Origin of the sequence: Paraoerskovia marina DSM 21750 (assembly GCF_000701465.1) — a bacterium.
In the GTDB taxonomy this organism is placed as follows: domain Bacteria; phylum Actinomycetota; class Actinomycetes; order Actinomycetales; family Cellulomonadaceae; genus Paraoerskovia; species Paraoerskovia marina.
This window is the reverse complement of sequence record NZ_JNIY01000004.1, coordinates 492680-519361: the sequence shown is the minus strand read 5'-3', so window position 1 is coordinate 519361 and position 26682 is coordinate 492680. Positions and strand designations below refer to the sequence as shown.

24 protein-coding genes are annotated in these 26682 nt (G+C 70.8%); 13 read left to right on the top strand and 11 right to left on the bottom strand.

Annotated features, from left to right (window positions below; all coding sequences use genetic code 11):
- The first annotated feature begins 44 nt into the window (after positions 1-44).
- Positions 45-260, top strand: coding sequence for a helix-turn-helix domain-containing protein (locus Q343_RS0108500; protein WP_029253155.1), 216 nt, complete (start codon positions 45-47; stop codon positions 258-260).
- A 22-nt stretch (positions 261-282) separates the two neighbouring features.
- Here Q343_RS0108500 and Q343_RS0108495 read toward each other — a convergent pair whose 3' ends face one another.
- Positions 283-825: a hypothetical protein gene (locus tag Q343_RS0108495; RefSeq protein WP_043109805.1), complete on the bottom strand. Its 543-nt coding sequence runs from the start codon at positions 823-825 to the stop codon at positions 283-285.
- Between the two features lie 222 nt (positions 826-1047).
- On the opposite strand from Q343_RS0108495, the gene Q343_RS0108490 reads away from it, so the two are divergent.
- Positions 1048-1812: a LysM peptidoglycan-binding domain-containing protein gene (locus Q343_RS0108490; protein ID WP_029253153.1), complete on the top strand. Its 765-nt coding sequence runs from the start codon at positions 1048-1050 to the stop codon at positions 1810-1812.
- Between the two features lie 95 nt (positions 1813-1907).
- On the top strand, positions 1908-2426 hold the full coding sequence (locus Q343_RS0108485; RefSeq protein WP_248616787.1) for an Rv3235 family protein: 519 nt from the start codon (positions 1908-1910) through the stop codon (positions 2424-2426).
- A gap of 21 nt (positions 2427-2447) precedes the next feature.
- On the opposite strand, the gene secA is transcribed toward Q343_RS0108485, so the two are convergent.
- The 7 genes from secA to mtrA form a co-directional block, all read right to left on the bottom strand.
- The gene (gene secA / locus Q343_RS0108480; RefSeq protein WP_029253151.1) at positions 2448-5426 is read right to left on the bottom strand and encodes a preprotein translocase subunit SecA; all 2979 of its coding nucleotides are present in this window, start codon (positions 5424-5426) and stop codon (positions 2448-2450) included.
- Positions 5427-5560: 134 nt separating this feature from the next.
- Complete coding sequence (locus Q343_RS0108475; RefSeq protein ID WP_052367025.1) at positions 5561-6832, bottom strand: winged helix-turn-helix domain-containing protein; 1272 nt, start codon at positions 6830-6832, stop codon at positions 5561-5563.
- A 90-nt stretch (positions 6833-6922) separates the two neighbouring features.
- Positions 6923-7573, bottom strand: a complete 651-nt coding sequence (hpf, locus tag Q343_RS0108470; protein WP_029253149.1) for a ribosome hibernation-promoting factor, HPF/YfiA family — start codon at positions 7571-7573, stop codon at positions 6923-6925.
- A gap of 181 nt (positions 7574-7754) precedes the next feature.
- Entirely contained in the window at positions 7755-8513 is a 759-nt protein-coding gene (locus Q343_RS0108465; RefSeq protein ID WP_081829726.1) for a ComF family protein, read from the bottom strand.
- On the bottom strand, positions 8510-10240 hold the full coding sequence (locus tag Q343_RS0108460; RefSeq protein ID WP_029253147.1) for an LpqB family beta-propeller domain-containing protein: 1731 nt from the start codon (positions 10238-10240) through the stop codon (positions 8510-8512). The genes Q343_RS0108465 and Q343_RS0108460 overlap by 4 nt, the downstream gene beginning before the upstream one ends.
- A complete protein-coding gene (mtrB, locus tag Q343_RS0108455) occupies positions 10237-11991 on the bottom strand; it encodes an MtrAB system histidine kinase MtrB (RefSeq protein WP_052367024.1) in 1755 nt (584 codons plus the stop codon). The genes Q343_RS0108460 and mtrB overlap by 4 nt, the downstream gene beginning before the upstream one ends.
- Positions 11988-12671 (bottom strand): MtrAB system response regulator MtrA, encoded by a 684-nt coding sequence (mtrA, locus tag Q343_RS0108450; RefSeq protein ID WP_029253145.1) that lies wholly within the window; start codon positions 12669-12671, stop codon positions 11988-11990. The genes mtrB and mtrA overlap by 4 nt, the downstream gene beginning before the upstream one ends.
- Positions 12672-12841: 170 nt before the next feature.
- Between mtrA and Q343_RS0108445 the strand changes: the two genes are divergently transcribed.
- The 6 genes from Q343_RS0108445 (at position 12842) to Q343_RS15695 (ending at position 18383) form a co-directional block, all read left to right on the top strand.
- The gene (locus tag Q343_RS0108445; RefSeq protein WP_029253144.1) at positions 12842-14038 is read left to right on the top strand and encodes a DUF7847 domain-containing protein; all 1197 of its coding nucleotides are present in this window, start codon (positions 12842-12844) and stop codon (positions 14036-14038) included.
- Positions 14035-14700, top strand: coding sequence for a DUF4129 domain-containing protein (locus Q343_RS0108440; protein WP_029253143.1), 666 nt, complete (start codon positions 14035-14037; stop codon positions 14698-14700). The genes Q343_RS0108445 and Q343_RS0108440 overlap by 4 nt, the downstream gene beginning before the upstream one ends.
- Positions 14697-15884, top strand: a complete 1188-nt coding sequence (locus Q343_RS0108435) for a DUF4350 domain-containing protein (protein WP_052367023.1) — start codon at positions 14697-14699, stop codon at positions 15882-15884. The genes Q343_RS0108440 and Q343_RS0108435 overlap by 4 nt, the downstream gene beginning before the upstream one ends.
- An 8-nt stretch (positions 15885-15892) precedes the next feature.
- The gene (locus Q343_RS0108430) at positions 15893-16888 is read left to right on the top strand and encodes an AAA family ATPase (RefSeq protein ID WP_428829345.1); all 996 of its coding nucleotides are present in this window, start codon (positions 15893-15895) and stop codon (positions 16886-16888) included.
- A complete protein-coding gene (locus Q343_RS0108425) occupies positions 16888-18180 on the top strand; it encodes a DUF58 domain-containing protein (RefSeq protein ID WP_029253140.1) in 1293 nt (430 codons plus the stop codon). Before Q343_RS0108430 ends, Q343_RS0108425 begins: the two co-directional genes overlap by 1 nt.
- Before the next feature lie 74 nt (positions 18181-18254).
- A complete protein-coding gene (locus tag Q343_RS15695; protein WP_269457229.1) occupies positions 18255-18383 on the top strand; it encodes a hypothetical protein in 129 nt (42 codons plus the stop codon).
- Positions 18384-18434: 51 nt separating this feature from the next.
- Here Q343_RS15695 and Q343_RS0108415 read toward each other — a convergent pair whose 3' ends face one another.
- On the bottom strand, positions 18435-19424 hold the full coding sequence (locus tag Q343_RS0108415; RefSeq protein WP_029253139.1) for a stage II sporulation protein M: 990 nt from the start codon (positions 19422-19424) through the stop codon (positions 18435-18437).
- A gap of 76 nt (positions 19425-19500) precedes the next feature.
- Between Q343_RS0108415 and Q343_RS0108410 the strand changes: the two genes are divergently transcribed.
- Entirely contained in the window at positions 19501-20319 is an 819-nt protein-coding gene (locus tag Q343_RS0108410; protein WP_029253138.1) for an RDD family protein, read from the top strand.
- An 18-nt stretch (positions 20320-20337) separates the two neighbouring features.
- Here the strand turns inward: Q343_RS0108410 and ahcY are convergent, their stop codons facing one another.
- Positions 20338-21840 carry an adenosylhomocysteinase gene (gene ahcY, locus Q343_RS0108405; protein WP_029253137.1) on the bottom strand — a complete coding sequence of 501 codons (1503 nt, stop codon included), beginning with the start codon at positions 21838-21840 and terminating at the stop codon, positions 20338-20340.
- A 479-nt stretch (positions 21841-22319) separates the two neighbouring features.
- Here ahcY and Q343_RS0108400 point away from each other — a divergent pair, with 479 nt between their 5' ends.
- The 3 genes from Q343_RS0108400 to Q343_RS0108390 all read left to right on the top strand — a co-directional run bounded on the left by Q343_RS0108400 (position 22320) and on the right by Q343_RS0108390 (position 25446).
- Positions 22320-23582, top strand: a complete 1263-nt coding sequence (locus tag Q343_RS0108400) for a quaternary amine ABC transporter ATP-binding protein (RefSeq protein WP_043109802.1) — start codon at positions 22320-22322, stop codon at positions 23580-23582.
- Positions 23579-24463: an ABC transporter permease gene (locus tag Q343_RS0108395; protein ID WP_029253135.1), complete on the top strand. Its 885-nt coding sequence runs from the start codon at positions 23579-23581 to the stop codon at positions 24461-24463. Before Q343_RS0108400 ends, Q343_RS0108395 begins: the two co-directional genes overlap by 4 nt.
- A gap of 68 nt (positions 24464-24531) precedes the next feature.
- On the top strand, positions 24532-25446 hold the full coding sequence (locus Q343_RS0108390) for a glycine betaine ABC transporter substrate-binding protein (RefSeq protein ID WP_029253134.1): 915 nt from the start codon (positions 24532-24534) through the stop codon (positions 25444-25446).
- 92 nt (positions 25447-25538) lie between these two features.
- Here the strand turns inward: Q343_RS0108390 and Q343_RS0108385 are convergent, their stop codons facing one another.
- Positions 25539-26465 carry a cation diffusion facilitator family transporter gene (locus Q343_RS0108385; protein WP_029253133.1) on the bottom strand — a complete coding sequence of 309 codons (927 nt, stop codon included), beginning with the start codon at positions 26463-26465 and terminating at the stop codon, positions 25539-25541.
- Positions 26466-26682 lie beyond the last annotated feature (217 nt).

The window sequence follows — 26682 nt, the reverse complement described above, 5'->3', positions numbered from 1 at the left end:
ACGACGAGCCCGGTCGCTGGATCAGCCGTGCCAAACTCTCAGCCATGACCCGGCGATTCTTGACGCTCACCGACGTGACCGAAGAGCTCAACATCTCGCCGAGTGCTGCGTACCACCTCGTCCGGAGCGGCGAGCTGCCGGCCATCCAGGTCGGCGGTCGCGGCCAGTGGCGCATCGAGGTGAGCGAGCTGGAGTCGTACATCCAGGAGCTCTACCACCGGACCCGGAGCAAGATCGCGACGGGCGACCTGGACGGATAGCACCGACCTCGGGGCGCACCCGTCAGAAGGGGTGCGGGTCCGACTCACGGAGCGCGAGGAGTGCGTCGAGCCTCACGACGCGGGTTCGCGGCCGACCGGTGAACCGGTCCCGCTCCTCGACGACGTCAAGATGGTCTCGCCCGACCCGTGCGAGACGACCGGTGGTGCTCGCGGCCCGCGTCCGTATCGTCAGCAGCACCCTGTCGCGCTGCAACGCACGCAGGACCGACGTCAGCCGGGGCATCCGCTCGTCCGCGCGCGTCCGCACGCCCACCCCCTCGACGACGTCGATCGCGGAGATCGGCACGAGCTCGTCACCGCTGTCGCGACCCGGCTCCGGGCGGACGACCACCCAGTCCGCGCCGACGTGTGCCACGCGACCGGTCACGACGGAGCCGTCGCCCAGCACCACGGACACCGGGTCGAAGGTTGCCCGCAGCCGGTCCGCGAGGACGACCGCGGCCTGCTCCGCCCGCGTGAGCTCGGCCGTCTGACCTGCGAGCTCGGCCCGCGCCTCCGCATCGAACTGTGCCTCGAGGTCGTCGACGAGCCGGTCCCAGCGCATGACACGTCACGCTAGGCGAATGGTTGAAAATGTCCGCAATGTGGTCCACATGTCAGGACGCCTATGGACATACCTACGAGCGAACGCTTGTATCTAGACCGAACAAACGACATCAAGCACCACCGTGCATCAACAAACACAATCCGGCACCAATCGCAGGGGGCGAGAGTGGCTGAGCATCATCAGCTTTACAAACCAGCAAGAAGCACACTGGTTCTTTCCGTGCTCACCCTGGCCGGCGCCGCGTCGGCTGCCCTGCTCGTGCGCCACGGCCTCGCGGTCGTGGAGCGCACTCCTCTCGACATCGAGGACGTCGTCGAGATCGCGGTCTGCACCCTGGGTGCGGCGACGGCGTCCTGGCTCCTGCTCAGCAGCATCCTCGCCTGCCTCTGCCTCGTCGCGCGCGGTGCCGGGACGCAGTGGCGGGCCGGCGAACGGCTCGTCGCACGGATCGCCCCCGCGGTGGTGCGACGACTGACCCGGATCGGGATCACGGCGACCGTCAGTGCCGGACTCGTCCTTCCGGGCGCGGGGGCGCTGGCGACGGACACGGCGGCGGGGAGCGGTGCCGACCCCGCGACGTCGACGAGCGTGAGCGTCACCTCGGTGGCGACACCCCTCGACGTCGGGTGGACCGCCTCGGCTTCACCGACCGACCGTGAGCCACACACCGTCCCCGAGGCTGTCGATCCCACCTGGCACTCCACCCGGTCGGACGCACCCGCCGCCGAACCGGCGCCCGCCCCGCGCGCCACAGTGGTGAGCCACCCTGCTCCCGTCCAGGCCAGGGACGACCGTCGCTCGACCTCGGTCGTCGTCCTCCGGGGCGACTCGCTTTGGTCCATCGCGGCGAAGGATCTGGGCCCGGGTGCCTCGAACGCCGAGATCGCCGCGGCGACGGAGCGCTGGATCACCGCCAACAGCGCGACGATCGGCTCGAACCCGAACCTGATCCTTCCCGGGATGGAGCTCAGGCCGCCCGGCTAGCAGACACACTCCCCCGCACCACTCCGCCTGGCCAGGAGCACGGCGGACGGATCCGCACACCCATTCAGCAGCTTTCGCAGCAAAGGAGCAGCGACGTGAGAAGCCTCGCCACACCCCAGCCGGCAGCCCCCCGCGTGACCGCAGTACCCGGACAGCCCGCCGGTCGACGACGGCGCGCGGCCCCGTTGGGACGACCACCGGTCCTGGACCCGAGCCACGTCCGCCCGTCGCCGCACCGCCCACCTCGCCCGCTCGACGCGGCGCCGACAGGGTCCGACACGCTCGGCGACCCGACCGGCATCTGCGTCGCCATCGTCCGGGCGTCGCTCGAAGTGCTCAATGGCGGACGCCCTCTCGCCCAGCTGATCCGTTGGGTCGAGCCGGAGATCTACGAGGCGCTCGGACGCCGTGCGGCCGTGCTCAGACGGGCGGCCGAGGCGGCGACCCCGTGCGGTCTACCGCTCACCGTCCTTCGCGCCAGGACGGTTCGGATCGGCGCGAACGTCGCCGAAGCCGCCGTGGTGGTCAAAGACGGCGAACGAGTGCGCGCTGCAGCGATCCGTGTCGAGGCACGGCGCGGCGCGTGGCGCGTGACCGCGCTCGAGATCGGTTGACGATCCCGAGCGCGGTGTCCGTCACTGCTCGTTCTGCCCGTGGCAAACCTTGTACTTCTTGCCCGACCCGCAGGGGCACTGGGCGTTGCGCGGGGTCCCGGGGAACGTGCGCCCGTCGCTCTCGGCACTGGCCGCCTCGCCGTACAGCTCGCGACGCGCACGGCGCGAGCTCGAGACGACGGCCTTCCCTGACCCGTCCTCGTCCGGCGCCGAGTACGACAGCGGTATCGGACGTGCCGGTCCGTCGAGCCCCTCAGCGATGAGGGTGTCCCCGCCACCGGACTCGGCCCGCGGTGCGGCGGCCGGCGTGTCGTCGACGACCGGTCCGGGATCCGCGGTGGGCTCCTCGACCGACTCTGCGGACGACGCCTCTGCGACCTCGGAGACCGGAGCCGGCGTGACCTCGACGGCCGGCGACGCCGACGGCGTGATGCCCTGCGCGGCACCCGCACGTGCTGCTGCCGCCGCCGACGCCGCGTCGATCGGCGCACCGCCGGACGGCTGCACCTTCACCTCGAGGTTGAACAGGTACGCGACCGACTCTTCCTTGATGGCCTCGGTCATCGCGTTGAAGAGCTGGAATCCCTCGCGCTGGTACTCGACCAGGGGGTCGCGCTGCGCCATCGCGCGCAGCCCGATGCCCTCCTTGAGGTAGTCCATCTCGTAGAGGTGCTCGCGCCACTTGCGGTCGAGGACGGAGAGCACCACGCGACGCTCCAGCTGGCGCATGTTGGCCTCGCCCAGGGACTGCGTGCGGTCCTCGTAGGCCACCCGGGCGTCCGAGAGCACCTCCTCGAGCAGCATCTCCCGGGTGACGAGCACGCGAGAGCCGGCCTGCTCGAAGAGCTCGTCGACGGTGATCTGGACCGGGTAGACCGCTCGCAGGGCCGTCCAGAGCTCGTCGAAGTCCCACTCGTCGGCACTGCCCGACGCGGTCGCCGCGGTGACGTAGGCCGTGACGACGTCCGTCAGGAAGTGCTGGACCTGCTCCTGCAGGTCTTCGCCGTCCAGGACACGGCGTCGCTCGTCGTAGATGACCGTGCGCTGACGGGAGAGGACGTCGTCGTACTTGAGGACGTTCTTGCGGATCTCGAAGTTGCGCGACTCCACCTGGCCCTGGGCGCTCGCGATGCCGCGCGAGACCATCTTGGACTCGAGCGGGACGTCGTCCGGGAACCCGGCGCGGTGCATCATCGACTCGGCGAGACTCGAGTTGAACAGGCGCATCAGGTCGTCCTCCATCGACAGGTAGAACCGGGACTCCCCCGGGTCACCCTGACGTCCGGACCGGCCGCGCAGCTGGTTGTCGATCCGTCGGGACTCGTGACGCTCCGTCCCCAGGACGTAGAGCCCGCCGAGCTCCTTGACCTCGTCGTGCTCGGCGCGTCCTGCAGCCTCGGCGTCGGCGAGCGCCTGCGGCCAGGCAGCCTCGTACTCCTCCGGCGTCTCCTGCGGGTCGAGGCCCCGCTCAGCGAGGGCTGCGACGGCCATGAACTCGGCGTTTCCACCGAGCATGATGTCCGTACCACGCCCGGCCATGTTCGTGGCCACGGTGACGGAACCCTTGCGTCCGGCCTGCGCGACGATCGGCGCCTCACGCTCGTGCTGCTTCGCGTTGAGGACCTCGTGCGGGACACCCTGACGCTTGAGCTTCGAGCTCAGCAGCTCGGACTTCTCGACGCTGGTCGTGCCGACGAGCACGGGTTGTCCGGCCGCGTGGCGCTCGACGATGTCGGCGACGACGGCGTCGAACTTGCCGTTCTCGTTCTTGTAGACGAGGTCCTTCTGGTCGATGCGCTGCATCGGACGGTTCGTCGGGATCGGGACGACGCCGAGGGAGTAGGTGCCCTGGAACTCCGCGGCCTCGGTGTCGGCCGTACCGGTCATGCCGGAGAGGGTCGAGTACAGGCGGAAGTAGTTCTGCAGCGTGATCGTGGCGAGCGTCTGGTTCTCGGCCTTGATCTCGACGCCTTCCTTGGCCTCGATCGCCTGGTGCATCCCCTCGTTGTACCGGCGGCCGGCCAGGATTCGACCGGTGTGCTCGTCGACGATCATGACCTCGCCCTTCATCACGACATAGTCCTTGTCGCGCTTGAAGAGCTCCTTGGCCTTGATGGCGTTGTTCAGGAAGCCGATGAGCGGGGTGTTGAGGGACTCGTACAGGTTGTCGATCCCGAGGTGATCCTCGATCTTCTCGATGCCGGGCTCGAGGACGCCAACGGTGCGCTTCTTCTCGTCGACCTCGTAGTCCGTGCCGAGCTCGAGCGTCCGGATGACGCGTGCGAACTCGCCGTACCACCGGTTCGTGTCTCCGGACGCCGGGCCGGAGATGATCAGCGGGGTCCTCGCCTCGTCGATGAGGATCGAGTCGACCTCGTCGACGATCGCGAAGTTGTGTCCGCGCTGCACGAGGTCGTCCGTAGACCACGCCATGTTGTCGCGCAGATAGTCGAAGCCGAACTCGTTGTTGGTCCCGTAGGTGATGTCGGCGGCGTACTGCTTGCGCCGAACCGCGGGAGTCTGCCCCGACACGATGCACCCGGTCTCGAGGCCGAGGAAGCGGAAGACGCGTCCCATGATCTCGCTCTGGTACTTCGCCAGGTAGTCGTTGACCGTGACGACGTGGACGCCCTTGCCCGACAGCGCGTTGAGGTAGGCGGGGAGGGTCGCGACGAGGGTCTTGCCCTCACCGGTCTTCATCTCGGCGATGTTCCCGAGGTGCAGGGCGGCGCCGCCCATCACCTGGACGTCGAAGTGTCGCTGCCCGAGCGTGCGCCGGGCTGCCTCGCGAACCGTCGCGAAGGCTTCCGGCAGCAGGGAGTCGAGCGACTCACCGCCCTCGATCCTCTGCTTGAACCGGTCGGTCTCCTCCCGGAGCTCCTCGTCGGTCATCTCCTCGAAGCTCGGCTCGAGCCGGTTGACCTGGTCGGCCAGACCATGGAGCTTCTTCAGGATCCGACCCTCGCCGAAGCGCAGGGCCTTCTCGAAGATGGAAGGCAACTGGTTCTCCCTGTCGATCGCGCCGCGGCCGGCCGGCTGCGCGGCGGGTGGACGACGTCACCGACGTCACACCACCGACCATCGTAGGACCCAACTGCCCCTGGGCACGACGCCGTCCCGTCATCGGGGCACAACTAGTCGCCGTCAGCCCCGCCGGACCGGGGATCTCCGCCGGTCGCGAACGTCTCCTCGAGCGACTTCCCCAGCGGCCCGGCGAGGTCTCCCCGGCCGGAGACCAGCACCTCCGGCAGCCCGAGCCAGCCGGCGAGGACCTGGAGCTCCCTGGCGAGGGCGAGAGCCGTCGTCGTGCGGGTGAACGGCTCGCTGTGCGCCGACTCGACACGCAGAACTCCTGCGCGCCGGTCGGCCTTCAGGTCGACGCGAGCCGTGACGCGGTCGCCCTCGAGGAACGGCAGGACGTAGTAGCCGTGGACCCGCTGTGCGGCCGGCACGTAGATCTCGAGTCGGTAGCGGAGCCCGAAGAGCCGTTCGAGGCGCGTGCGCTCGAAGACGAGCGGGTCGAACGGGCTGAGCAGCGTGGCAGCGCCCGCGGACCGCGGACGTACCGCACTCGCGTGCACGTAGGTCGCCTCGTCCCAACCGTGCACGTCGACCCGCCGCAGGACACCGCCGTCGACAAGATCCTCCATCGCGGTACGCATGACCGTCCCCCGCAGGCGGACGTAGTCCTTGAAGCACCGCAGCGTCCCCACCCCGTGGGCACGAGCACCGAGCTCGAGCAGCCCGCGGACGGCCTCGTCGTCGTCGACGTCACCGCGGGCGCTCGCCGGCAGGACCCGGTCCGCCAGGTCGTAGACCCGCTCGAACGTCGTGGTCCTGCGCGCGGCAGCGACCTCGCCGGTGAAGAAGAGGTACTCGAGCGCCTGCTTGGCGACCGACCAGTTCCAGCCCCAGCTCTCGCCCTGCCGGGCCTCCACGACTCCGTCCGCGAGGAGCAGCTCGTGCACCTCGGCAGCCGTCAGACCCTCGTGGGCGGCGATCACCTCGCGGACGACGCGGACGACCTCGGGATGCGACGTCGCCACGCTCCGGATGGACCCCCAGGCGTCGGTGGCCACCCGTGCCCGACGCCACGCGAGCAGCCGGTACACCTCGGGCGTGACGTACGAGGCCTCGTGGGCCCAGGCCTCCAGGACACGCCGTGGCGCGCGCCCGCTCGCCCGGTCGAGCAGGCCCGTGTCGTACGGTCCGAGGCGCGAGAAGAGCGGCATCAGGTGCGCGCGGGCGAGAACCTGGACCGAGTCGATCTGCAGCAGCCCGACGGTGTCGACGACCCGCTGGAGGTCGCGCATCGTGGGTTGCCCCGCACGGACGCGCCGCGGACGGTGCAGACCTTGCGCCGCGAGCGCCGTCCGGCGCGCCTGGGCGAGACTCATCGTGTCCATGCCCTCCATGGTGCCGCCCTCCCCCGACAGAACGACGTCGGGCCCCGCACGCGACGTGCGGGGCCCGACGGGGAGAGGTGGTGCGAAGGGTCAGACGGTGACGGTCGACTCGCTGCTGGTGCAGGTCGCGTCCAGCGCGATGACGCCGTAACTCCATCCGCGCCGCCGGTAGGCGACCGACGGGCGGGACGTCTCGACGTCGATGAAGAGGAAGAAGTCGTGGCCGACCAGCTCCATCTCGTCCAACGCGTCGTCGACGCTCATCGCCTCGGCCGTGTGCAGCTTCTGCCGGATGACGACGGGCGAGTCACCGAGCGTCGTCTCGACGGACTCGCCGGGCTCGCTCGGTGCGCGGACCGGCTCGACCTCGGGCTTCGGGAGGTCGCGCTCAGGGTCGAACGGCCGCACGTCGACGGGCGGGTCGATGACGTTCTTCCGGTGGTCCTTGCGGCGGTCCCGCGCTCGACGGAGCCGCTCGCTCAGCTTGGCGACGGCGAGGTCCAGGGCTCCGAACCGGTCGTCCGCGGATGCCTCGGCGCGGATCACGGGGCCCTTGCCCCTGACGGTCAGCTCGACCCGCTCGCTGATCTCTGCCATCCGGGGGTTGCTCTCGTGCGTGACCTCGACGTCGATGCGCTGGGCCGTCGGGGCGAGGGCGTCCAGCTTGGACAGCTTCTCCTCGACGTGACTGCGGAAGCGCTCGGGGACCTCTGTGTGGCGTCCGACGACGGTGATTTCCATGTGAACCTCCGGTACTCCGCGGGAGCACTCCTGGCGTCCCGCAGTGATGTCGGGCCGTAGCCCGGTTGGTCAACGTACGGCATCCGATGCCGCGTTCATCACCTCCCACGATCCGCACGACGGCGGTCCGATCGGAACGTCGGCCAGGTCGACCCGGTGGTCTCCCTGTCCTGTTCTCACCCTAGCCCGCGGGGTCGTGTCTCGACACCTCGACGCTCCGCGGCGACGAGGGGATCGCGTGAAACCCCGGTGCAGGAGTGGCGACGAGGGCGATCGCCGCGTGCGGCCGGAGCCCGTGCTCGCGCAGCGCGTCGACGCACGTCGCGAGCGTGGCTCCGGTCGTGACGACGTCGTCGACGAGAAGACACTCCTGCCCGGTCGGCAGCCGGCGCGCCGCGTGGGCACGCACCCGCGTCGACGTCGCCCGGTTGGTCGCGCGGGCGCGAAGACCGAGGCCGACCTGATCGGTCGACCGCCCTGCGACGTGCAAGAGGTCCGACGTCGCCGCCGGCACCCCGGCCCGACGGAGCCCGACGGCCACGGCGTCGGCGAGGTCCCCGACGGGAGACCATCCACGCGCGCGCGTCGACGCCCGTGAGGACGGCACCGGCACGACGACGAGCGGCCGGTCGGGCGGTGCGAGGTCGCCCGCCGCGAGCGCCACCGCCCGGCGCAGCGACCGGGTCAGCGGATCGCTCAGGTCTGCGCGTGCCCGGTCCTTCCACGCGACGACGACGTCGCGGACCGGTCCCGCATAGTCCGCCACCGCCCACACGGGCACCGGGCGACCGTCGAGGCGGTCCATCCGCGCGACGTCGTGACGAGGACTCAGCTCGGCACGCAGCGGCGCCAGGCACCGGTCGCACCACCGGACGTCCTCGAGTCCACACCCGGGACAGCTGACCGGGACGACGAGCCGAGCGAGCGCCGACAGGGTCATCCGGGGTAGGCGACCAGGTCGACGTCGACCGCGAGCGCCTGCCAGCTCGTGCCCTGCGTGGAGCGCCCGGACAGGTCGCCGTCCGCGTCGACGAGGAGGAGGCTCTGCTCACCGTTGCCCGCCGCGAGGTGCTCCGCACCGCTGACCTCGGACAACGACTCGGTGTTTCCCCCGACGTCGACGAGATGCACGACCGGGCTGTCCTGACCGGAGGAGGCCCCGAGCACCGCGAGCTGCGACGAGTCGGACCAGACCGCCTCCGTCGCCTCCACGAGGGCGACACCCACGCGGATCGGCTCGGCCAGCCCGGTCGGGACCCCGTCGCCGTCCCGGATCACGCCGGTGACATGGACCCGCACGCCCCCGCTGCCCGCCGAGACGACGACGATGCGGGCGCCGTCGGCCGACACGTCGATCGAGGTGACTGTCCGGTCGTCCAGCCATCCCGCCGTGACGTCCTCGGTGCTCTCGCCGTCGAGGGAGACGACGGACGGCGGACCGCTTCCGTTGGCGGTCCACACCCAGGAGAACCGGTCGACGGTCGGGGCGACGAGGTCGTCGCCGGTCCAGATCGCCGTCCGCTCGTCCTCACCCTGCCGGAGTGACACGAGCCGGTCGTCTCCGTCGCGGACGACGACGGCCGACCCGTCGGCGGCCCGTGAGACGTCACCGCTGAGCGCGAACGCCGTCGGGTCGAGGCCGTCGAGCGAAGGCGCGGACTCGAGCGTCTCGAGCCTGGTGCCCGACACCTCGACGAGCGATCCCTCGGCGACGGCCAGGGGCGACCCGATCACGCTCGCCACGGACGGGGCAGGCTCGGGGTCGACCCGCAGCGGCGTCCCCCCCGAGGTGAGCTCGACCGACCGGATCGGCTCGTAGGAGCGCGTCCGCGGGTACGACGCCAGCGTGGCGTCGATCTGGGCGAGCAGGAGCGCACGGTCCTCGGGCGATGCCGAGCTGATCGGGCTCGTGAGGTCCACGGTCGCCACGCCGTCCTCGACCGGCACCGAGGCGATCCCCAGCTCCGTCCCGGGCGGGGCGACGTCGATGACCGAGTCCTGCAACCACTCGACCGGACCGGCGAGCAGCGCCGTGACGGCCAGGGTCTGCCATCTCGAGCTCTTCGGCAGCCACCGGACGTCGGGGACGAAGTAGGTCCGGTCCGGCGTCGGGAAGTACAGGACGGACTCCTGGAACGACTGCTCGAAGTTGATGGAGGCCATCAGCGTCCCGTTCTCGAGCGCGTCGATGCGCCACCGCCCCTCGGCGTCCTGGGTGAGGTCGAAGTTCAGCTCGCGCGTCGCGTCGGGCGGCTCCACCGTGTAGACGCCGCGGTCGTCGACGCTCGCGAGGACGGAGAGGCTCCCGCGGGCGGTGGCCGTGTCACCGTCGATCTCGACCGTCAGCTGCGGTTCCCCGGTGTAGACGAGCACCTGCGTCGACGGGTCCCAGGCGGTCGCGTCGTCGGTCAGGTACGACTGGGCGATCTCGTAGGTCCCCGTGGCCGGTCCGGCCGCCTGCGCCTTGACGAAGCCGCGGACGATCTGTTCGGGGTCCGCGTCGTCGCGCGCGCGCTCCGGACTGACGAACAGCTGGTTCGGGGAGGCGACGTCGGCGTCGCCGTCCAGCACGGGGCCCGACGTCGGGATCGAGGCACAGGCGGCGAGCACGACGGCGAGCGCCCCTGCCACGATCGCGGCGACGGTCCTGCGGATGCCGGAGGTCACGACTCCTCCTGTCCCGGTGCCATCGCGGGCAGGCTGGTGGGGTCCGAGGCGTCCATCCGGATCGCGCCGGACGGCGGGTGCGGGTCGTCACGACGGTCTGCGGTGGCCGGCACGAGCTCCAGCGGTGACCCGTCGAGCACGATCCCGGCACGACGCGGCAGCGTGAGGCGGAACGCAGAGCCCTGGTCCGGCCGCGCCCAGACGTCGAGCCAGCCGCCGTGCAGGCGCGCGTCCTCCAGCGAGATCGCCAGGCCCAGACCCGTCCCGCCGGTCGTGCGGGCCCGCGCGGGGTCGGCGCGCCAGAAGCGGTCGAAGACACGGTCGACCTGCTGCACCGTCATCCCGACACCATAGTCACGCACCACCACCGCCACGGAGCGAGGCTCCGCGGCCACCCGGACCTCCACCGGTCCCTGCTCGGCGTGCTCGATCGCGTTGTTCAGCAGGTTGCGCACGACGCGCTCGACCCGGCGCGGGTCGATGTCGGCGGACGCCGGCTCGTCGCCGAGGTCGACCGCGAGCCACACCCCCTTGGACGCCGCGAGCGTCTGGGCGTTGTCGACCGCCCGGTCGACGACGTCGCGCAGGTCGCGCCGTTCGGCGTCGAGCATCGCGGCCCCTGCGTCGAACCGGCTGATCTCCAGGAGGTCCGCCAGAAGCTCCTCGAACCGGTCGAGCTGGGTCTGCATCAGCTCGGCCGACCGCTTGGCCGCGGGATCGAAGTCGTCACGGGACGCGTACAGGACCTCGCTGGCCATCCGGACCGTGGTCAGCGGTGTCCGCAGCTCGTGGGACACGTCCGAGACGAACCGCCGCTGCAGCAGCGAGAGCTCCTCCATCCGGTTGATCTGCTCCTGGAGGCTCTGCGCCATCTCGTTGAACGACCGCGCAAGCGTCGCCATCTCGTCGTGTCCCCGGACGGTCAGGCGTTCGTCGAGCAGCCCGTCCGCGAGCCTTTCCGCCACCCGCGCCGCCCGACGCACGGGGTCGACGGCCTGTCGGGTCACCATCCACGCGATCACGCCCAGCAGGACGACGAGGACGACGGCGCCGCTGAAGAGGGAGCGCTGCATGAAGTCGAGCGTCTCCTGCTCGGGCTCGAACGAGTACAGGTAGTACAGCTCGAACGTCCCCTCCACGGGCACGTTCACCGTGGTCCCCACGACGACGCCGGGCACCACCGCCGAGTCCGGGTCCCCGGGGTCGAGAGGGATCGCGACGGACTGGAGGACCTGGTTGACGGCCGAGTCCGGGTCGGCCGTCTCGACCGTCCGCTCGCGCATCTCCTCGGTGACGAGGTCGTCGTACTGCGGCGCGGTCGAGACGTCGATCACCCCGGACTGGTCGTCCTCGCTCCAGAGGAACACGTGCCGGCTGCCCGACCCCGACGCCTGGATGACCCACAGCATGTCGTAGAGCAGCGTCTGCACGCTGTCGGGGGACGTGGCCGGGGCGGCGTCGAACTGGGACTGGGCCTGTGCGGTGGAGCGGGCCGACTCGTCGTCGACCTCGGCGAGGCGCTGGTCGAAGACCCCGTCACGAATCGTGGTCGACATGTAGGCGCCCAGCGCGGCGACGGTCAGGATGCCGACCGCGAGCGCGGAGCTGACGACGCGCAGCTGGAGGGACGAGCGCCAGACCCAGACCGCGCGGGCACCGCCCAGACGGGCCCGCTCCGCCAGGGACCGGACGAGGTCCGAGGCCCGCCGCCGTGACGACCGCCCCGACGACGACGGGCCGTCGGTGCTCACGTGCGGGCCGCACCGGCCTTGTAGCCGACGCCACGAACGGTCTGCACGACCTCGGGGTTCTCCGGGTCGTGCTCGATCTTCGAGCGCAGCCGCTGGACGTGGACGTTGACGAGTCGCGTGTCGGCGGCGTGGCGGTAGCCCCAGACCTTCTCCAGAAGGACCTCTCGGGTGAAGACCTGCCAGGGCTTGCGCGCCAGGGCGACCAGGAGGTCGAACTCGAGCGGAGTGAGGGCGATGGCCTCACCGCCCCGGCTCACCCGGTGCCCGGGGACGTCGATCTCGAGGTCGCCGATCGAGAGCACCTCGGGCTCCGGCTCGTCGCTGCGGCGCAGTCGTGCCTTGATCCGAGCGACCAGCTCCTTCGGCTTGAACGGCTTGGAGACGTAGTCGTCGGCTCCCGACTCGAGCCCGAGGACGACGTCGACGGTGTCGCTCTTCGCCGTCAGCATGATGATCGGCACGCCGGACTCGCCGCGGATCTGACGGCACACCTCTGTGCCGTCCTTGCCCGGGAGCATCAGGTCGAGCAGGACGAGGTCGGGTTCGCTGTTGCGGAACGTCTCCAGGGCCTGGTCACCGTCGGCGCAGAACACCGGGTCGAACCCCTCGGAACGCAGGACGATCCCGATCATCTCTGACAGGGCCGTGTCGTCGTCCACGACCAGCACACGAAGCTTCATGCGTCCATACTGCCATCCGAGGGTTCGCGACGGGGGGATGCGCGGCACGCTGTGGAGGCGGCGTCGCCTGTGGATCACGACGCCTGCGGCGGCCCCCGACGTACTAGGCTCGCACGACCAGCACGTGACGCCGCCGCCACCATCAGCATCCTTCCCGGGAGACCCACCGCATGACGACGCCGGACCAGAACCCGCCCCCCGCCGACGGCCAGACCTCGTCCCCGGAGAGCGCGGACCCGACGCCGCAGCCCGTGCCGCCGGCCGCACCGACCCCGCCCGGATGGGGGCCGGCCCCGCAGTACGGCCAGTACGCCACCCCCGGCCAGGTGCCGCAGTACGGCCAGCAGCCGCCCCGGTACGGACAGCCCCAGGGGCAGTACGGCCCCCCGGTTCCCGGCTACACCCCGCCGCCTGCCGTCGCCAGGCCCGGAATCATCCCGCTGCGTCCGCTGCGGCTCGGCGAGATCTACGACGGCGCGTTCGGGGCGCTGCGCGCGAACCCCAAGGTGATGCTCGGCGTCTCGAGCGCGATCATGGCGCTGGCCACGATCGTCGCGGCCCTCGTCACCTGGTACCTCTCGGGCTACGTCAACGGCTGGGTGATGGAGCTCGACGCGGGCTTCGCCGAGGCGGGGGCCACCGCGACGGATGACGCCTCGGCGCTGCTGCTCCTCGTGGGCCAGCTCACCCAGGCAGCCGTGATCTGGCTCGTCACCCCGCTGGTGACGGGCCTGCTGATCGTGGCGGTGAGCCAGGCGGTCCTCGGCCGCAAGCCGTCCTACGAGGAGGTGCGCGAGAGCAGCCGAGGGCGTGTCTGGCGGCTCCTGGTGTGGACCCTCGCGCTCATGGCGGGGACGATCGTCGTCGCCGGGACGCTAGTCTTCGTGGTCGTGGCCCTCGCGATCGCCGCGAGCGAGGTGTCGATCGCGCTGGCCGTGATCGTCGGGATCGTCGGGCTGGTCGCCTACGTCGGCGTACTCCTGTGGCTCTCGACGCGGGTGCTGCTCGTCCCGGCGGCGATCGTCCTCGAGGGACAGACCTTCGGCAAGGCCGTCGCCCGTGGTTGGCGCCTGACCCGCGGGCACTTCTGGCGCCTGCTCGGCATCTCGCTGCTCACGCAGATCATCCTCGGGCTCGTCGCAAGCCTCGTCGTCCAGCCGTTCTCGCTGATCGCCGCCTTCGTCGCTCCTGAGTCGCTGACCCTGATGGTCGGGGCCAGCATGTTCGGCTCGTTGATCGCGAACATCCTGACCGTCGTGATCATGGCCGCCGTCGTCTCCCTGCTCTACATCGACGTGCGGATGCGTACCGAGGGGCTCGACATCGAGCTCGCCGCGGCGGCGACCCGGACGAAGGGCGAGGGATGACGGTTTCGTCCGTCGTCGTCCTGGGCGCCGTCCTGGACGTGCCGGTCGACCCGGACGCCGAGACCGCGCGGCAGTGGCTCGCGGACGAGCTGGCACGGTCCGAGTACTCGCAGGGCGGCGCGTCCCTGCTGGAGCGCTTCCTCCTGTGGCTCGGCTCGCTCACCGTCCCTGACGCGACGTTCAGCATCCCGCTCGCACTCGTCGTCTCCGTCGGTCTCCTCCTGCTCCTGATCGTGGGGTTCGTCGTGGGCGGCCGGATCCGCCTCGGCTCTGCGGAGCGCCATGCGTCGGACGCGGTGCTCGACGACGACCCGCGCACCGCCTCGGACATTCGCACGGACGCGCAGCGCTATGCGGACGACGGCCGCTGGGCCCTCGCCACGTCGGAACGGTTCCGCGCGATCGCCCGGAGCCTGGAGGAGCGGGCGATCCTCGACGAACGGGCCGGGCGCACGGCTCAGGAGATCGCCCGCGAGGCCTCCCCTGCGCTCCCCGACGTCAGCCGTGGGCTCGTCGAGGGCGCCCACCGATTCGACGGCGTCCTCTACGGGCATCGGTATGCGGGCGCCGAGGACTACGCCGCGATGTCGACGTTGGACGAGGAGGTCGCCCGCACGCGACCGGTGCGGCCCTCCTCGCCCGAGACGGTGGTCGTTCCGTGACGACGCCGACGCCGACGCCGACGCTTCCGTCGGCCCTCCACGCACCACCCCACACGGCCCCGGGTGCGCGGCCCTCGCGTACGCGCCGGGCGCGCCGGGCACGGACCTGGCTGACGGCCCTCGGCCTCGCGGGCGGTCTCGTCCTCGTCCTCCTCCTGCTCCCCCGCCCGAGCTCGACGACGCCGTTCTCCACGGAGACCGCGACGCCCGACGGGACCCGGGCGCTCGCCCAGGTACTTCGCGCCCAGGGCGTGACGGTGACCGAGACCGGTTCCGTCGACGTCGCAGCAGAGTCCGGCGTGACCGGGACGACCCTGGTGGTGGCTCCCGGGGCGTACCTGGAGGCGGAGCAGGTCGACCTGCTCGTCTCGACCGAGGCGGACCTGGTGCTGCTCGACCCGTCACGGACGCTCCTCGACGCAGCGACGGACGGCGCCGTCACACGGGCCTACAGTGCGCCCGCCTCGGTCAGGACGACGCCCGGCTGCGACGACCCCGACGCGGTCGCCGCCGGCTCGGTGCGCTCGGCGGGCGATCTGTCCTCCTCCGGTGACGGCGCCGTCGTCTGCTTCGTCGAGGACGGTGCCGGAGCGTACGCGGTGGTCGACGGGGACCGGACCGTCCGCGTCTTCGCGGACGCTCGCGCCGTCACGAACGAGCACGTCTCGACGGCGGGCAACGCGGCACTCGCGCTCCGGGCCGTCGGCGAGCGCCCCGAGGTGACGTGGCTCGTCCCTGCCCTCGTCCCCGTCGAGTCCGAGCCCGACCCCGGACTCCTGCCACCGTGGCTGATCCTCGTCCTTCTGCAGGGCGCGGTGACGGTCGTGGTGCTCGGGCTCTGGCAGGGCCGACACCTCGGCCGGGTCGTGACCGAGCCCCTCCCTGTCGTCGTGCGGTCCTCCGAGGCGACGCGGGGGCGCGCGCGGCTCTACCGCCGACACGGCGCTCGGGGCCATGCCGGCGCCGGACTTCGTGCTGCCACGGCCCGACGGCTTGCCGACCGGCTCGGCCTGCCCCGGTCGGCGGACCCGGCAGCGGTCGTCGCCGCCGTGAGCTCCGCCAGTGGGCGCTCGACCCACGAGATCTCCGCACTGCTGTACGGCCCCCCACCCGCCGACGACGCGAGACTCGTTGAGCTCGCGCGTCACCTCGACACGCTGGAGAGCGAGGTTCACCCGCTGTGACCGACGACGTGACCGACCCGAACGGCCCGATTCCCACGACCAAGTCCGACGTCGGTGCAGACGCGCACGCGGCGCTCGCTCGCGTTCGCGGCGAGGTCGGCAAGGCGGTCGTCGGCAACGACTCCGCCGTCACCACCCTGCTGATCGCCCTGCTCTGCCGCGGGCACGTCCTCGTCGAGGGGGTGCCGGGTGTGGCGAAGACGCTCCTCGTCCGGGCGCTGGCGTCGTCGCTGGAGCTGAGCACCACCCGGATCCAGTTCACGCCCGACCTGATGCCGGGCGACGTCACCGGTTCACTGGTCTACGACACCCGGTCCGCCGAGTTCTCCTTTCGCGAAGGTCCCGTCTTCACCAACCTGATGCTCGCGGACGAGATCAACCGGACGCCGCCGAAGACGCAGGCCTCCCTCCTCGAGGCCATGGAGGAGCGCCAGGTCTCGGTGGACGGCGCACCCCGTCCGCTGCCCGAGCCGTTCGCCGTGATCGCCACGCAGAACCCCGTGGAGCACGAGGGCACGTACCCGCTCCCCGAGGCCCAGCTCGACCGGTTCCTGCTGAAGATCGTCCTCCCGCTGCCGTCGCGCGAGGTCGAGGTCGAAATGCTCGGCCGCCACGCCGCGGGGTTCGACCCGCGCGACCTCGCGGCGGCCGGTGTGCGCGCCGTCGCGACGCCAGCCGACCTCGAGCGGGCACGCGCCGAGGTTGCCGCCGTGAGCGTCGACCCGGCCGTTCTCGGGTATGTCGTCGACGTCTGCTCGGCGACGCGCCAGTCGCCCTCCGTCGCTCTCGGGGTCTCGCCCCGCGGCACGACGGCGCTGCTCGCCACCGCTCGTGCGTGGGCGTGGATGTGCGGCCGCACGTTCGTGACGCCGGACGACGTGAAGGCGCTCGCTCACCCGACCCTGCGGCACCGCATCCAGCTGCGTCCCGAGGCGGAGCTCGAGGGCGTCACGACCTCGGCGGTGCTCGACACGGTGCTGAACGCCGTGCCCGTCCCCCGCTGATGGTGATCACCGGCCGGGCGGCCGCGCTCACGGCGCTGGGCGTCGTGCCGCTGCTCCTCGCGCCCTCGGGCCTCACGATCCTCGCGTGGGTGCTGCTCGTGGTGGTGCTCTGCACGCTGGACGGACTCCTTGCGGCGGCTCCCGGTTCGCTTGCCGTCTCCCGGTCGGTCCCCGGCGCGGTGCGGCTCGGCGAGCCGACACGCTGCACCCTGACCGTCGGCGCAGGCGATCGCAGGGTGCGCGGGGTCGTCCGGGACGCGTGGCCCCCGTCGGCCGGCGCGACCGCGGACCGGCATCGGCTCGCCCTGCCCGCGCACGAGACGCGGCGGTTCTCCACGACCCTGGTCCCGACCCGACGGGGCGAGCGGATCGCCGATCTCGTCACCGTCCGGACGTTCGGCCCCCTCGGGCTTGCGGGGCGCCAGCAGTCGCGCGAGCTCCCGGCGAAGGTTCGTGTGCTCCCGGAGTTCGCGGCACGCACCCACCTGCCGAGCCGGATCCAGCGGCTGCGGGAAATCGACGGTCGGACGGCCACGAATGTGCGCGGGCAGGGCACCGAGTTCGACTCGTTGCGCGAGTACGTCCCGGGCGACGACGTCCGGTCGATCGACTGGCGGGCGACGGCGCGGCGAGCCGACGTCGTCGTGCGCACGTGGCGGCCCGAGCGCGACCGACGCGTCGTCGTCGTCGCCGACACCGGCAGATCCTCCGCCACCCGCGTCGGGGCGGGACCCCGGCTCGAGGCGTCGATCGAGGCCGCGCTCCTGCTCGGGACGCTCGCGGGACGGGCCGGGGACCGGGTCGACTTCATCGCCTACGACACTCACCTGCGCAGCGCCGTCACCCGTGCCTCCGGCAAGGACGTCCTCTCACCGCTCGCGCGGGCGACGTCGACGATCGAACCTGCACTGGTCGAGACCGACTGGCGGGCGATCGCCGCGGAGATCCGGGCCAGAGTCTCGCAGCGCTCGCTCGTCGTCCTCCTGACCTCGATCGACCCGGCCGTCGCCCACTCGGGGCTCCTGCCCGTGGTCGGGAGCCTGACCGCACGCCACCAGGTCGTGGTGGCCTCGGTGGCCGACCCGCCGTTGGGACGGCCCGACGACGGCCGACCGTGGACGTCGGACGACGTGTACGACGCAGCGGCCTCGGCGCGCGTCGCACTCGAGCGGGACGGGATCGCCGAGCTGCTGCGGCTCCAGGGCGCGGAGGTCGTCGACTCGGACCCCGATGCGCTCGCACCGACCCTGAGCGACCGGTACCTCGCGCTGAAGGCGGCGGGGCGGCTCTGACGCTTCAGTCACGGTCGGCGTCCGCCGTCCGCGACGCGGATGAGACGATAGGTGCCCCGACTCCTGGAGGACCGTTGACCGACCCCGACCACCGCCCCGACGCGCAACGCCGAGCCGATCGTCAGCGCCGGACCGCCCTGATCGTCGTCGGTGCGATGCTCCTGACGTTCGTCGTCCCGTTCATCGCGATCGTCCTGACCTGAGCGATTCCGCCGCGTCGGTGCCCCGACGCGGTGGACGGCGCGCGGTACCTCTCACCCCGCGGTCGGCGCGAGCTCGCCGGCCTCCTCGGCACTGAGGTCGCCCGTCTCGCCCGCAGCGGCGGCCCGGCCGCCGAGCACGAGCGTGTAGACCCAGTACGCGGCGAGGACGACCGCACCGATGACGATCTTGAGCCACCAGGCGAGATCGGATCCGGTGACGAACCCCTCGACGAGTCCCGAGATCCCGAGGACGAAGACGAGACCGAGGGCGACGATCATCGTCGCCCGCCCCTCCTCCGCCAGGGCGCGGCCGCGCGTCCTGGGCCCGGGAGCGACGGCCGTCCAGAAGAGGCGAAGTCCCGCACCGCCGGCGACGAAGACCGCGGTGAGCTCCATGAGCCCGTGCGGGAGGATCAGGGCGAGGAAGACGTCCAGCTCGCCCTCCGAGGCCATGAGTCCGCCGGCCGCGCCCACGCTCACGGCGTTCGTGGCGAGGACGAAGACCGGCCAGACCCCGGTGATCCCGAGCCCGACGAGCTGCGCGGCGATCCAGGCGTTGTTGGTCCAGACCGTGACCGCGAAGTCCGTCCCGGGGTCGTAGTACGCGGCGAACGCGTTCTGGACGTAGTCCTCCCGCTGTGACGCCGTGCCCATCACCTCGACGGCGCCAGGAGCCGTGGCCATCCACCAGCCGGCCGTGACCGCGACGGCGAGGAACACGACCATGACGCCCACCGTCCACCAGCGGACGCGGTAGAACGCCGCGGGAATCGTCACGCCGAAGAGGCGAACCACGTCACGCCAGGAGCTGTCGGACGACCCTGTGAGCTTCGACCGCGACCGGGCGAGCAGCACCGAGAGCTCGCTGATCAGCACGGGGTCGGGCGCGCGCGTCCGCAGGACGGACAGGTCGGTCGCCGTGGACTGGTAGAGGCGGACCAGCTCGTCGGCCTCGGTCCCGTCGAGCCGACGGCGTCGCACGAGCACCGACAACCGCTGCCAGTCGCTCTCGTGCACCGCACGGTAGGCGTCCACATCCATGCCCGCATCGTTCCACAGACCGCTAGGCTTTCACCGGATCATCCACAGCGGTTCAGCACCGCGGTCAGGGGGAGCTTTGCGCGACGGAACGGTCATCGGCGAGGGCGTCGTCCTGGACATGCGCGTCTCGTCGTTCGTCGTGCGCGCCATGTCGACACTGATCGACGTCGCGGTCGTCGTCGCCGTGCTGATCGGCGTCGTGGTCGTCGCCGACGACAGCCTCGCTGCGCTGCTCGACTCGGCCTACGCGGTCCCGTTCGCGGTGACGCTCGTCGCCCTCGTCACCGTCGGCGTCCCGGTGATCGTCGAGACGGCGACGCGCGGACGCTCGCTGGGCAAGTGGCTCCTCGGCATCCGGGTGGTGCGGGACGACGCGGGCCCGGTCCGTGCACGCCATGCCGCCACGCGCGCGCTCGTGGGTGTCGGCGAGCTCTGGCTGACGGCGGGGTCGGTCGCGATCGTGGCATCGCTGTCCAACGACCGGGGAAAGCGGCTCGGCGACATCCTCGCCGGTACCTACGTGGTGCGCGTCCGGTCCGGCGCACGGGATCACGGGCCGGCTCCGATGCCGATGCTCCTCGCACCGTGGGCACGGACGGCGGACGTGGCCCAGCTTCCGGACGACCTCGCGCTCGCCGCGCGGACCTTCCTGGGCCGCGCCGAACGGCTCGCACCGCTCTCCCGCGCCCGTCTCGCGGACGACCTGGCACGACGCACGCTGCCGTTCGTCGCACCGGGCCCCCCGCCGGGCACGCCGCCGGAGGAGTTCCTCGCCGCCGTCGTCGCCACCCGCCGCGAGCGGGAGCTTGTGGCGTCCACGCGTGCCCGCGAGCTCCAACAGCTCCGTGTCGACCGCGTCCGCCGACTGCCGCACGAGGTCCCGGACGTCGGCTGACGTCCGGGACCGCTCCGGTCAGTAGCGGTAGTGCTCCGGCTTGTACGGACCGCCCACGGGCACGCCGAGGTACTCCGCCTGCGACGTCGACAGCTCGGTGAGACGAACACCCAGGGCGTCGAGGTGGAGACGGGCGACCTTCTCGTCCAGGTGCTTGGGAAGGCGGTACACGTCGCGCTCGTATCGAGCCTCGCCGCCGTCGGCCACGCGCTGCACGTCTTCCCAGAGCTCCATCTGCCCGATCACCTGGTTGGAGAACGAGTTGCTCATGACGAACGAGGGGTGACCGGTCGCGTTCCCGAGGTTCAGCAGGCGCCCCTCGGACAGCACGATGATCGACCGTTCGTCACGGTCGGCGCCGGAGGCGTCGGGGCCAGCCGGGAACGTCCACTCGTGCACCTGCGGCTTGATCTCCGTACGGCGCACGCTGCCGACCTCGGCGAGACCGGCCATGTCGATCTCGTTGTCGAAGTGCCCGATGTTGCCGACGACGGCCTTGTTCTTCATGCGCGTCATGTGCGCCGCGGTGACGACGTCGCGGTTTCCCGTGGTGGTGATGAAGAAGTCTGCCTCGTCGAGGACGTCCTCGATACGGACGACCTGGAAGCCGTCCATCGCCGCCTGCAGGGCGCAGATCGGGTCGACCTCGGAGACGACCACCCGGGCGCCCTGGCCGCGGAACGCCTCGGCGGCCCCCTTGCCGACGTCGCCGTACCCGGCGACGAACGCGACCTTTCCGCCCATCAGGACGTCGGTGGCACGGTTGATCCCGTCCGGCAGCGAGTGCCGGATGCCGTACTTGTTGTCGAACTTCGACTTGGTCACCGAGTCGTTGACGTTGATGGCCGGGAACAGGAGCGACCCTTCGGCCGCGAGCTGGTACAGGCGGTGCACGCCCGTCGTCGTCTCCTCCGTCACGCCGCGCAGCTGCTCCGCAATCGTCGTCCACCGCAGCGGGTCGGCGTCGAGCGAACGACGCAGCACGGCGCGGACGACGTTCGTCTCCTCCGCGTGCTCGGGCTCACCGGGCCGGGTGTCCGCGGGGACGGCGCCGAGGCGCTCGTACTGCAGGCCGAGATGCACGAGGAGCGTCGCGTCGCCGCCGTCGTCGAGAATCAGGTTGGGCCCCTGCTCGGAGGGCCAGACGAGAATCTGCTCGGTGCAGTCCCAGTACTCCGTGAGCGACTCGCCCTTCCAGGCGAAGACGGGGACACCCTGAGGGTCCTCGGGCGTGCCGTGCGGACCGACGACGACCGCGGCCGCCGCCTCGTCCTGCGTCGAGAAGATGTTGCAGCTCGCCCAGCGCACCTCGGCACCGAGGGCGACGAGGGTCTCGATGAGCACCGCCGTCTGCACGGTCATGTGCAGGGAGCCGGCGATCCGTGCGCCGGACAGCGGTCGGCTCGCACCGTACTCCTCGCGCAGGGACATCAGGCCCGGCATCTCGTGCTCCGCCAGACGGATCTGATGCCGTCCTGCCTCGGCGAGGGAGAGGTCGCGGACCTTGTACTGGCCCGCCACCTCCGCGAACTCGGGGGCGGTGTGCTGGGTGGTCGTAGACATGCTGCTCCGAGGGTTGTGGGTCGACGTCGATTCTCTCTCCAGCCTACTCGGGACACCCCCGCGGCCCAGGTGTTGCCCAGGTCACGTCCTGGCCGTCGAACCGTCAAGTCCCACGCCCGCCAGACCCTGCGATAGTTACGAACGAGTAACAATGCGGAATGTGGGTGTCTTCGCAGGACAGAGCCGCTTTCTGCCGCTCGAAATACTCTCGGACACCCGTCCAGATGGGGGGTAGCCACTGGAACTATCGTCCCGATTCAGGCACGGTAGAGGCCGATCGCTTGACCGCCGGGCTCCCGACGAGCCCTGCCTCGGCCACGCCGGCGTCGACGCCGCACTCCTCGTCATCAGGATCTCGTCCTGGACGACGCAGTGCGCGAGCCCGGTGCTGACGACGAGGAGTGTGCGTCAGTGGCACGACTCGTGGAGAACACCACATGACAGCCGTACGCGTCGAAAACGTCTACAAGGTCTTTGGCCGCAAGCCGGCCGAGGCCGTGAAGCGCCTGAAGGCCGGCAAGACCCGCGACGACGTCGCGAACCTCGGGACGGCCGCCGTCATCGACGCCTCCTTCGAGGTGGCCAAGGGCGAGATCTTCGTCGTCATGGGCCTGTCGGGCTCGGGCAAGTCCACCCTGATCCGCATGCTCAACGGCCTGTGGGACCCGACCTCCGGGCACGTCTACCTCGGCGACGACGACCTCACGGCCGTCGACGGCGCGAAGCTCCGCAAGATCCGACGCGAGCGCGTCTCGATGGTCTTCCAGCACTTCGCGCTGCTCCCCCACCGATCCGTGATCGACAACGCGGCCTACCCGCTGGAGATCCAGGGCGTCGAGCGCGAGGAGCGTCGGCGCCGCGCGCAGGAGTCGCTCGACATGGTCGGTCTCTCCGACTGGGCGGACTCGCTGCCGTCGCAGCTCTCCGGCGGCATGCGCCAGCGCGTCGGGCTCGCCCGCGCTCTCGCCGCCGACACAGACATCCTCCTGATGGACGAGGCGTTCTCCGCCCTCGACCCGCTGATCCGCCGCGAGATGCAGGAGCAGCTGCTCGAGCTCCAGGACAAGCTGGGCAAGACGATCATCTTCATCACGCACGACCTCAACGAGGCCATGCACCTCGGCGACCGGATCGCCGTCATGCGCGACGGCCAGATCGTCCAGATCGGCTCGGCCGAGGAGATTCTCTCCGACCCAGCCAACGACTACGTCGCCAAGTTCGTGGCCGACGTCGACCGCACCCGTGTGCTGACCGCGGCCTCGATGATGCAGGCGCCGCAGATCAAGGTCACCCTCGGCGCGGGGCCGCGCGTCGCCGCCCGTGAGCTGCGCGAGGCCGCACTCCCCAAGTCGTACGTCGTCGACCGCAAGCGTGTGCTGCGCGGCGTCATCACCTCCGACAACGCCGTGCGCGCCGTCAAGGAAGGCGCCGAGACCGTCGCCGAGTACCTGGAGGCCGACTACACCTCGGTCCACCAGGACACGCCGCTCGCCGAGCTCTTCGCGCCCGCGACCGAGTCGGCGCTGCCGATGGCTGTGACGGACGACGAGGGCCGCCTCGTGGGGGTCATCCCCCGCGTCACGCTCCTTGAGGCCATGGCCCCGTCCGAGGCCGTCGAAGAGCTCACGGCCGACGCCGACACCGTCGCCCCGGGTGACGCGGTCGATACCGACACCTCGACGGAAGGGGCATCGGCATGATCGCCGCAGCATCTGACACCGGAACGTTCGTCCCCCGTCTGCCCTTCGGCGACTGGATCGAGTCCTTCATCGACTGGCTCACGGCCACGTTCGACGCCTTCTTCGACGTCGTCAAGACGATCTTCGAGGGTATCTACGACGGCCTGGACTACGTGCTCAACAGCCCGCCGTTCATCCTCGTCGCCGTGGTTCTCGCGCTGATCGCCTTCTGGGCGAAGGGCACGAAGCTCGCGATCGGCGTCCTGATCGGGTTCATCATCATCGCCGGCATGGACCAGTGGGAGAACGCGATGGACTCCCTCGCGCTCGTCCTGCTCTCCGCGGCCGTCGCACTCCTGATCGGCATCCCGCTCGGCATCTGGGCCGCGCGCAACGACCACGTCTCGCGGGTCCTCCGGCCGATCCTCGACTTCATGCAGACGATGCCCGCCTTCGTCTACCTGATCCCGACCGTCGTCATCTTCCTGACCGGACCCATGCCGGGCATCGTGGCGACCGTCATCTTCGCCCTGGCACCCGGCGTCCGCTTCACCGAGCTCGGCATCCGCCAGGTCGACTCCGAGGTCGTCGAGGCAGGCCGCGCCTTCGGCTCGACGGACGGCCGCATCCTCCGCCAGATCCAGATCCCGCTCGCGATGCCGACCATCATGGCCGGCGTCAACCAGGTGATCATGCTGTCGCTCTCGATGGTCGTGATCTCCGGAATGGTCGGTGCCGGCGGGCTCGGGAACGACGTCGTCGCCGCCCTCCAGCGCGTCGACGTCGCCCTCGGATTCGAGGCCGGTCTCTCCGTCGTGATCCTCGCGATCTTCCTCGACCGCGTGACCTCCGGTCTCGCGGACCGCTCCCCCGTGGCGAAGGCGCTCAAGGCAGCTCGCTGAGCGACTCCCCTCACTGTGCACGACCCCCAACCCCCGGCGGAGGTTCTCCGCCAAAGGAAGGACAACCAATGTTCACCCGTACCCACCGCCGCACCACGGCGATCGCCGGCACCACCGCAGCCCTCGCGCTGACGCTGAGCGCCTGCGCCTCGGACGACTCCGAGAGCTCGGCCGACTCGACGACGTCGGGCGACGAGACCGAGATCTCGATCGGCATCCCCTCCGGCTGGGACGAGGGCATCGCCGTCTCGAACCTCTGGGCCAGCATCCTGGACGAGAAGGGCTACGACGTCGAGACCGAGACCGCCGACGTCGGCGTCGTCTACACCGGCCTCGCCGGGGGCGACTTCGACGTCACCTTCGACGTCTGGCTGCCGTACACCCACGCCTCCTACCTGGAGGAGTACGGCGACGACGTCTCCGACCTCGGTGTCTGGTACGACCAGGCGAAGCTCACCATCGCGGTGAACGAGGACTCCCCCGCACAGACCCTCGAGGACCTCGCCGGCATGGCCGACGAGTACAACAACAAGCTCGTGGGCATCGAGGCCGGCGCCGGCCTGACCGCGATCACCCAGGACGAGGTCATCCCGACCTACGGCCTGGAGGACATGGACTACGCGATCTCCTCGACCCCCGCGATGCTCGCCGAGCTCAAGGGTGCGACGGAGAAGGGCGACAACATCGCCGTCACGCTGTGGCGCCCGCACTGGGCCTACGACGAGTTCCCGATCCGCGACCTCGAGGACCCGGAGGGTGCACTCGGCGAGGCCGAGGAGATCCACATGTGGGGCACCACGGACTTCGCCGACCGCTACCCCGAGCTCTCGGGCTGGCTCGAGAACTTCACCCTCACCGACGAGCAGCTGTTCTCCCTCGAGAACATGATGTTCAACGACGAGGCGTACGAGGGCGACGAGGCGGCAGCCGTCGACGCATGGCTCGAGGAGAACCCCGACTTCGTCGACTCGGTCACCAGCTGAACCTCCCGTTGACACGCCCCGTAAGGGCGTAGCAACCACGACGGCCCGGCACCTCCCTCGCGGAGGTGCCGGGCCGTCGTCGTACCCGTCGCCTACGACGTCGCGGGTGCGTCACGCAGGTCGGGCTCCAGGTAGATCACGAGCGTCAGCGGGACGGCCGCTCGGCATCGCGCCTCGGCCTCGTCGATGGCGTCCGCAATCTCGGTGGCACTCTCCCGGGTGTCGATCTCGATCTTCGCGGCGACAAGCAGCTCGTCGGGACCGAGATGAAGAGTCCGGAGATGGATCACCGACGGCACACCCGGTCCGACGAGCGCAGCCCGGATGGCCGCGACATGCGCCTTGGTCGCGGACTCCCCGAGAAGCAGCGACTTGGTCTCGATCGCGAGGACGATCGCAATCAGGACGAGGAGAACACCGATACCCGCAGTGCCGGCCGCGTCCCACCGGCCGTCGTCCGTCGCGAGGGTCATGCTCACACCTCCGAGCGCCAGCACCAGTCCGATCAGCGCGCCGAAGTCCTCGAGCAGCACGACCGGGAGCTCCGGCGATCGTGCGGTCCGGACGAAGGACACCCACGACTGCTTGCCCCTCGTCCGGTTCGACTCGACGACCGCCGTACGGAACGAGAGTCCCTCGAGGGCGATCGCCGCGAGGAGCACAGCGAGCGGCACCCACCACCACCGGCCCTCGATCGGATGCGGGTCCTGCCACTTGTGCCACGCCTCGTACAACGCGAACAGCCCACCGACGCTGAAGAGCACGATCGAGACGATGAAGGCGTAGATGTAGCGTTCACGGCCGTAGCCGAACGGGTGCTGAGCGTCCGCCTCACGCCGCGCCCTCTTGCCGCCGAGAAGGAGCAACGCCTGATTGCCGGTATCGGCGACGGAGTGCACGGCCTCGGCGAGCATCGACGAGGCTCCCGTCAGGAGGTAAGCGCCGAACTTGGTGACGGCGATTCCGAGGTTCGCAAGAAGCGCCGCGATGATGGCCTTGTTGCTGCCGTGCGATGACATGGAGCTCCGATCGATTGATATCCCTCGGGCGAACAAACTCGTGCGCCGGCCCACCGGTCGTCTCACGCACCGACCGGATGGAACTCTAACCCCGCGCACGGCGACCGACACGGGCTGGTCCCGAGTCGGTGCGTGAGCTCTCCGGGTTGCCACCGGCGGACATCACCCGCGCACAGGTCGAATACCATTTCTCCGTGCGCGTCCGACATCGCGCTCC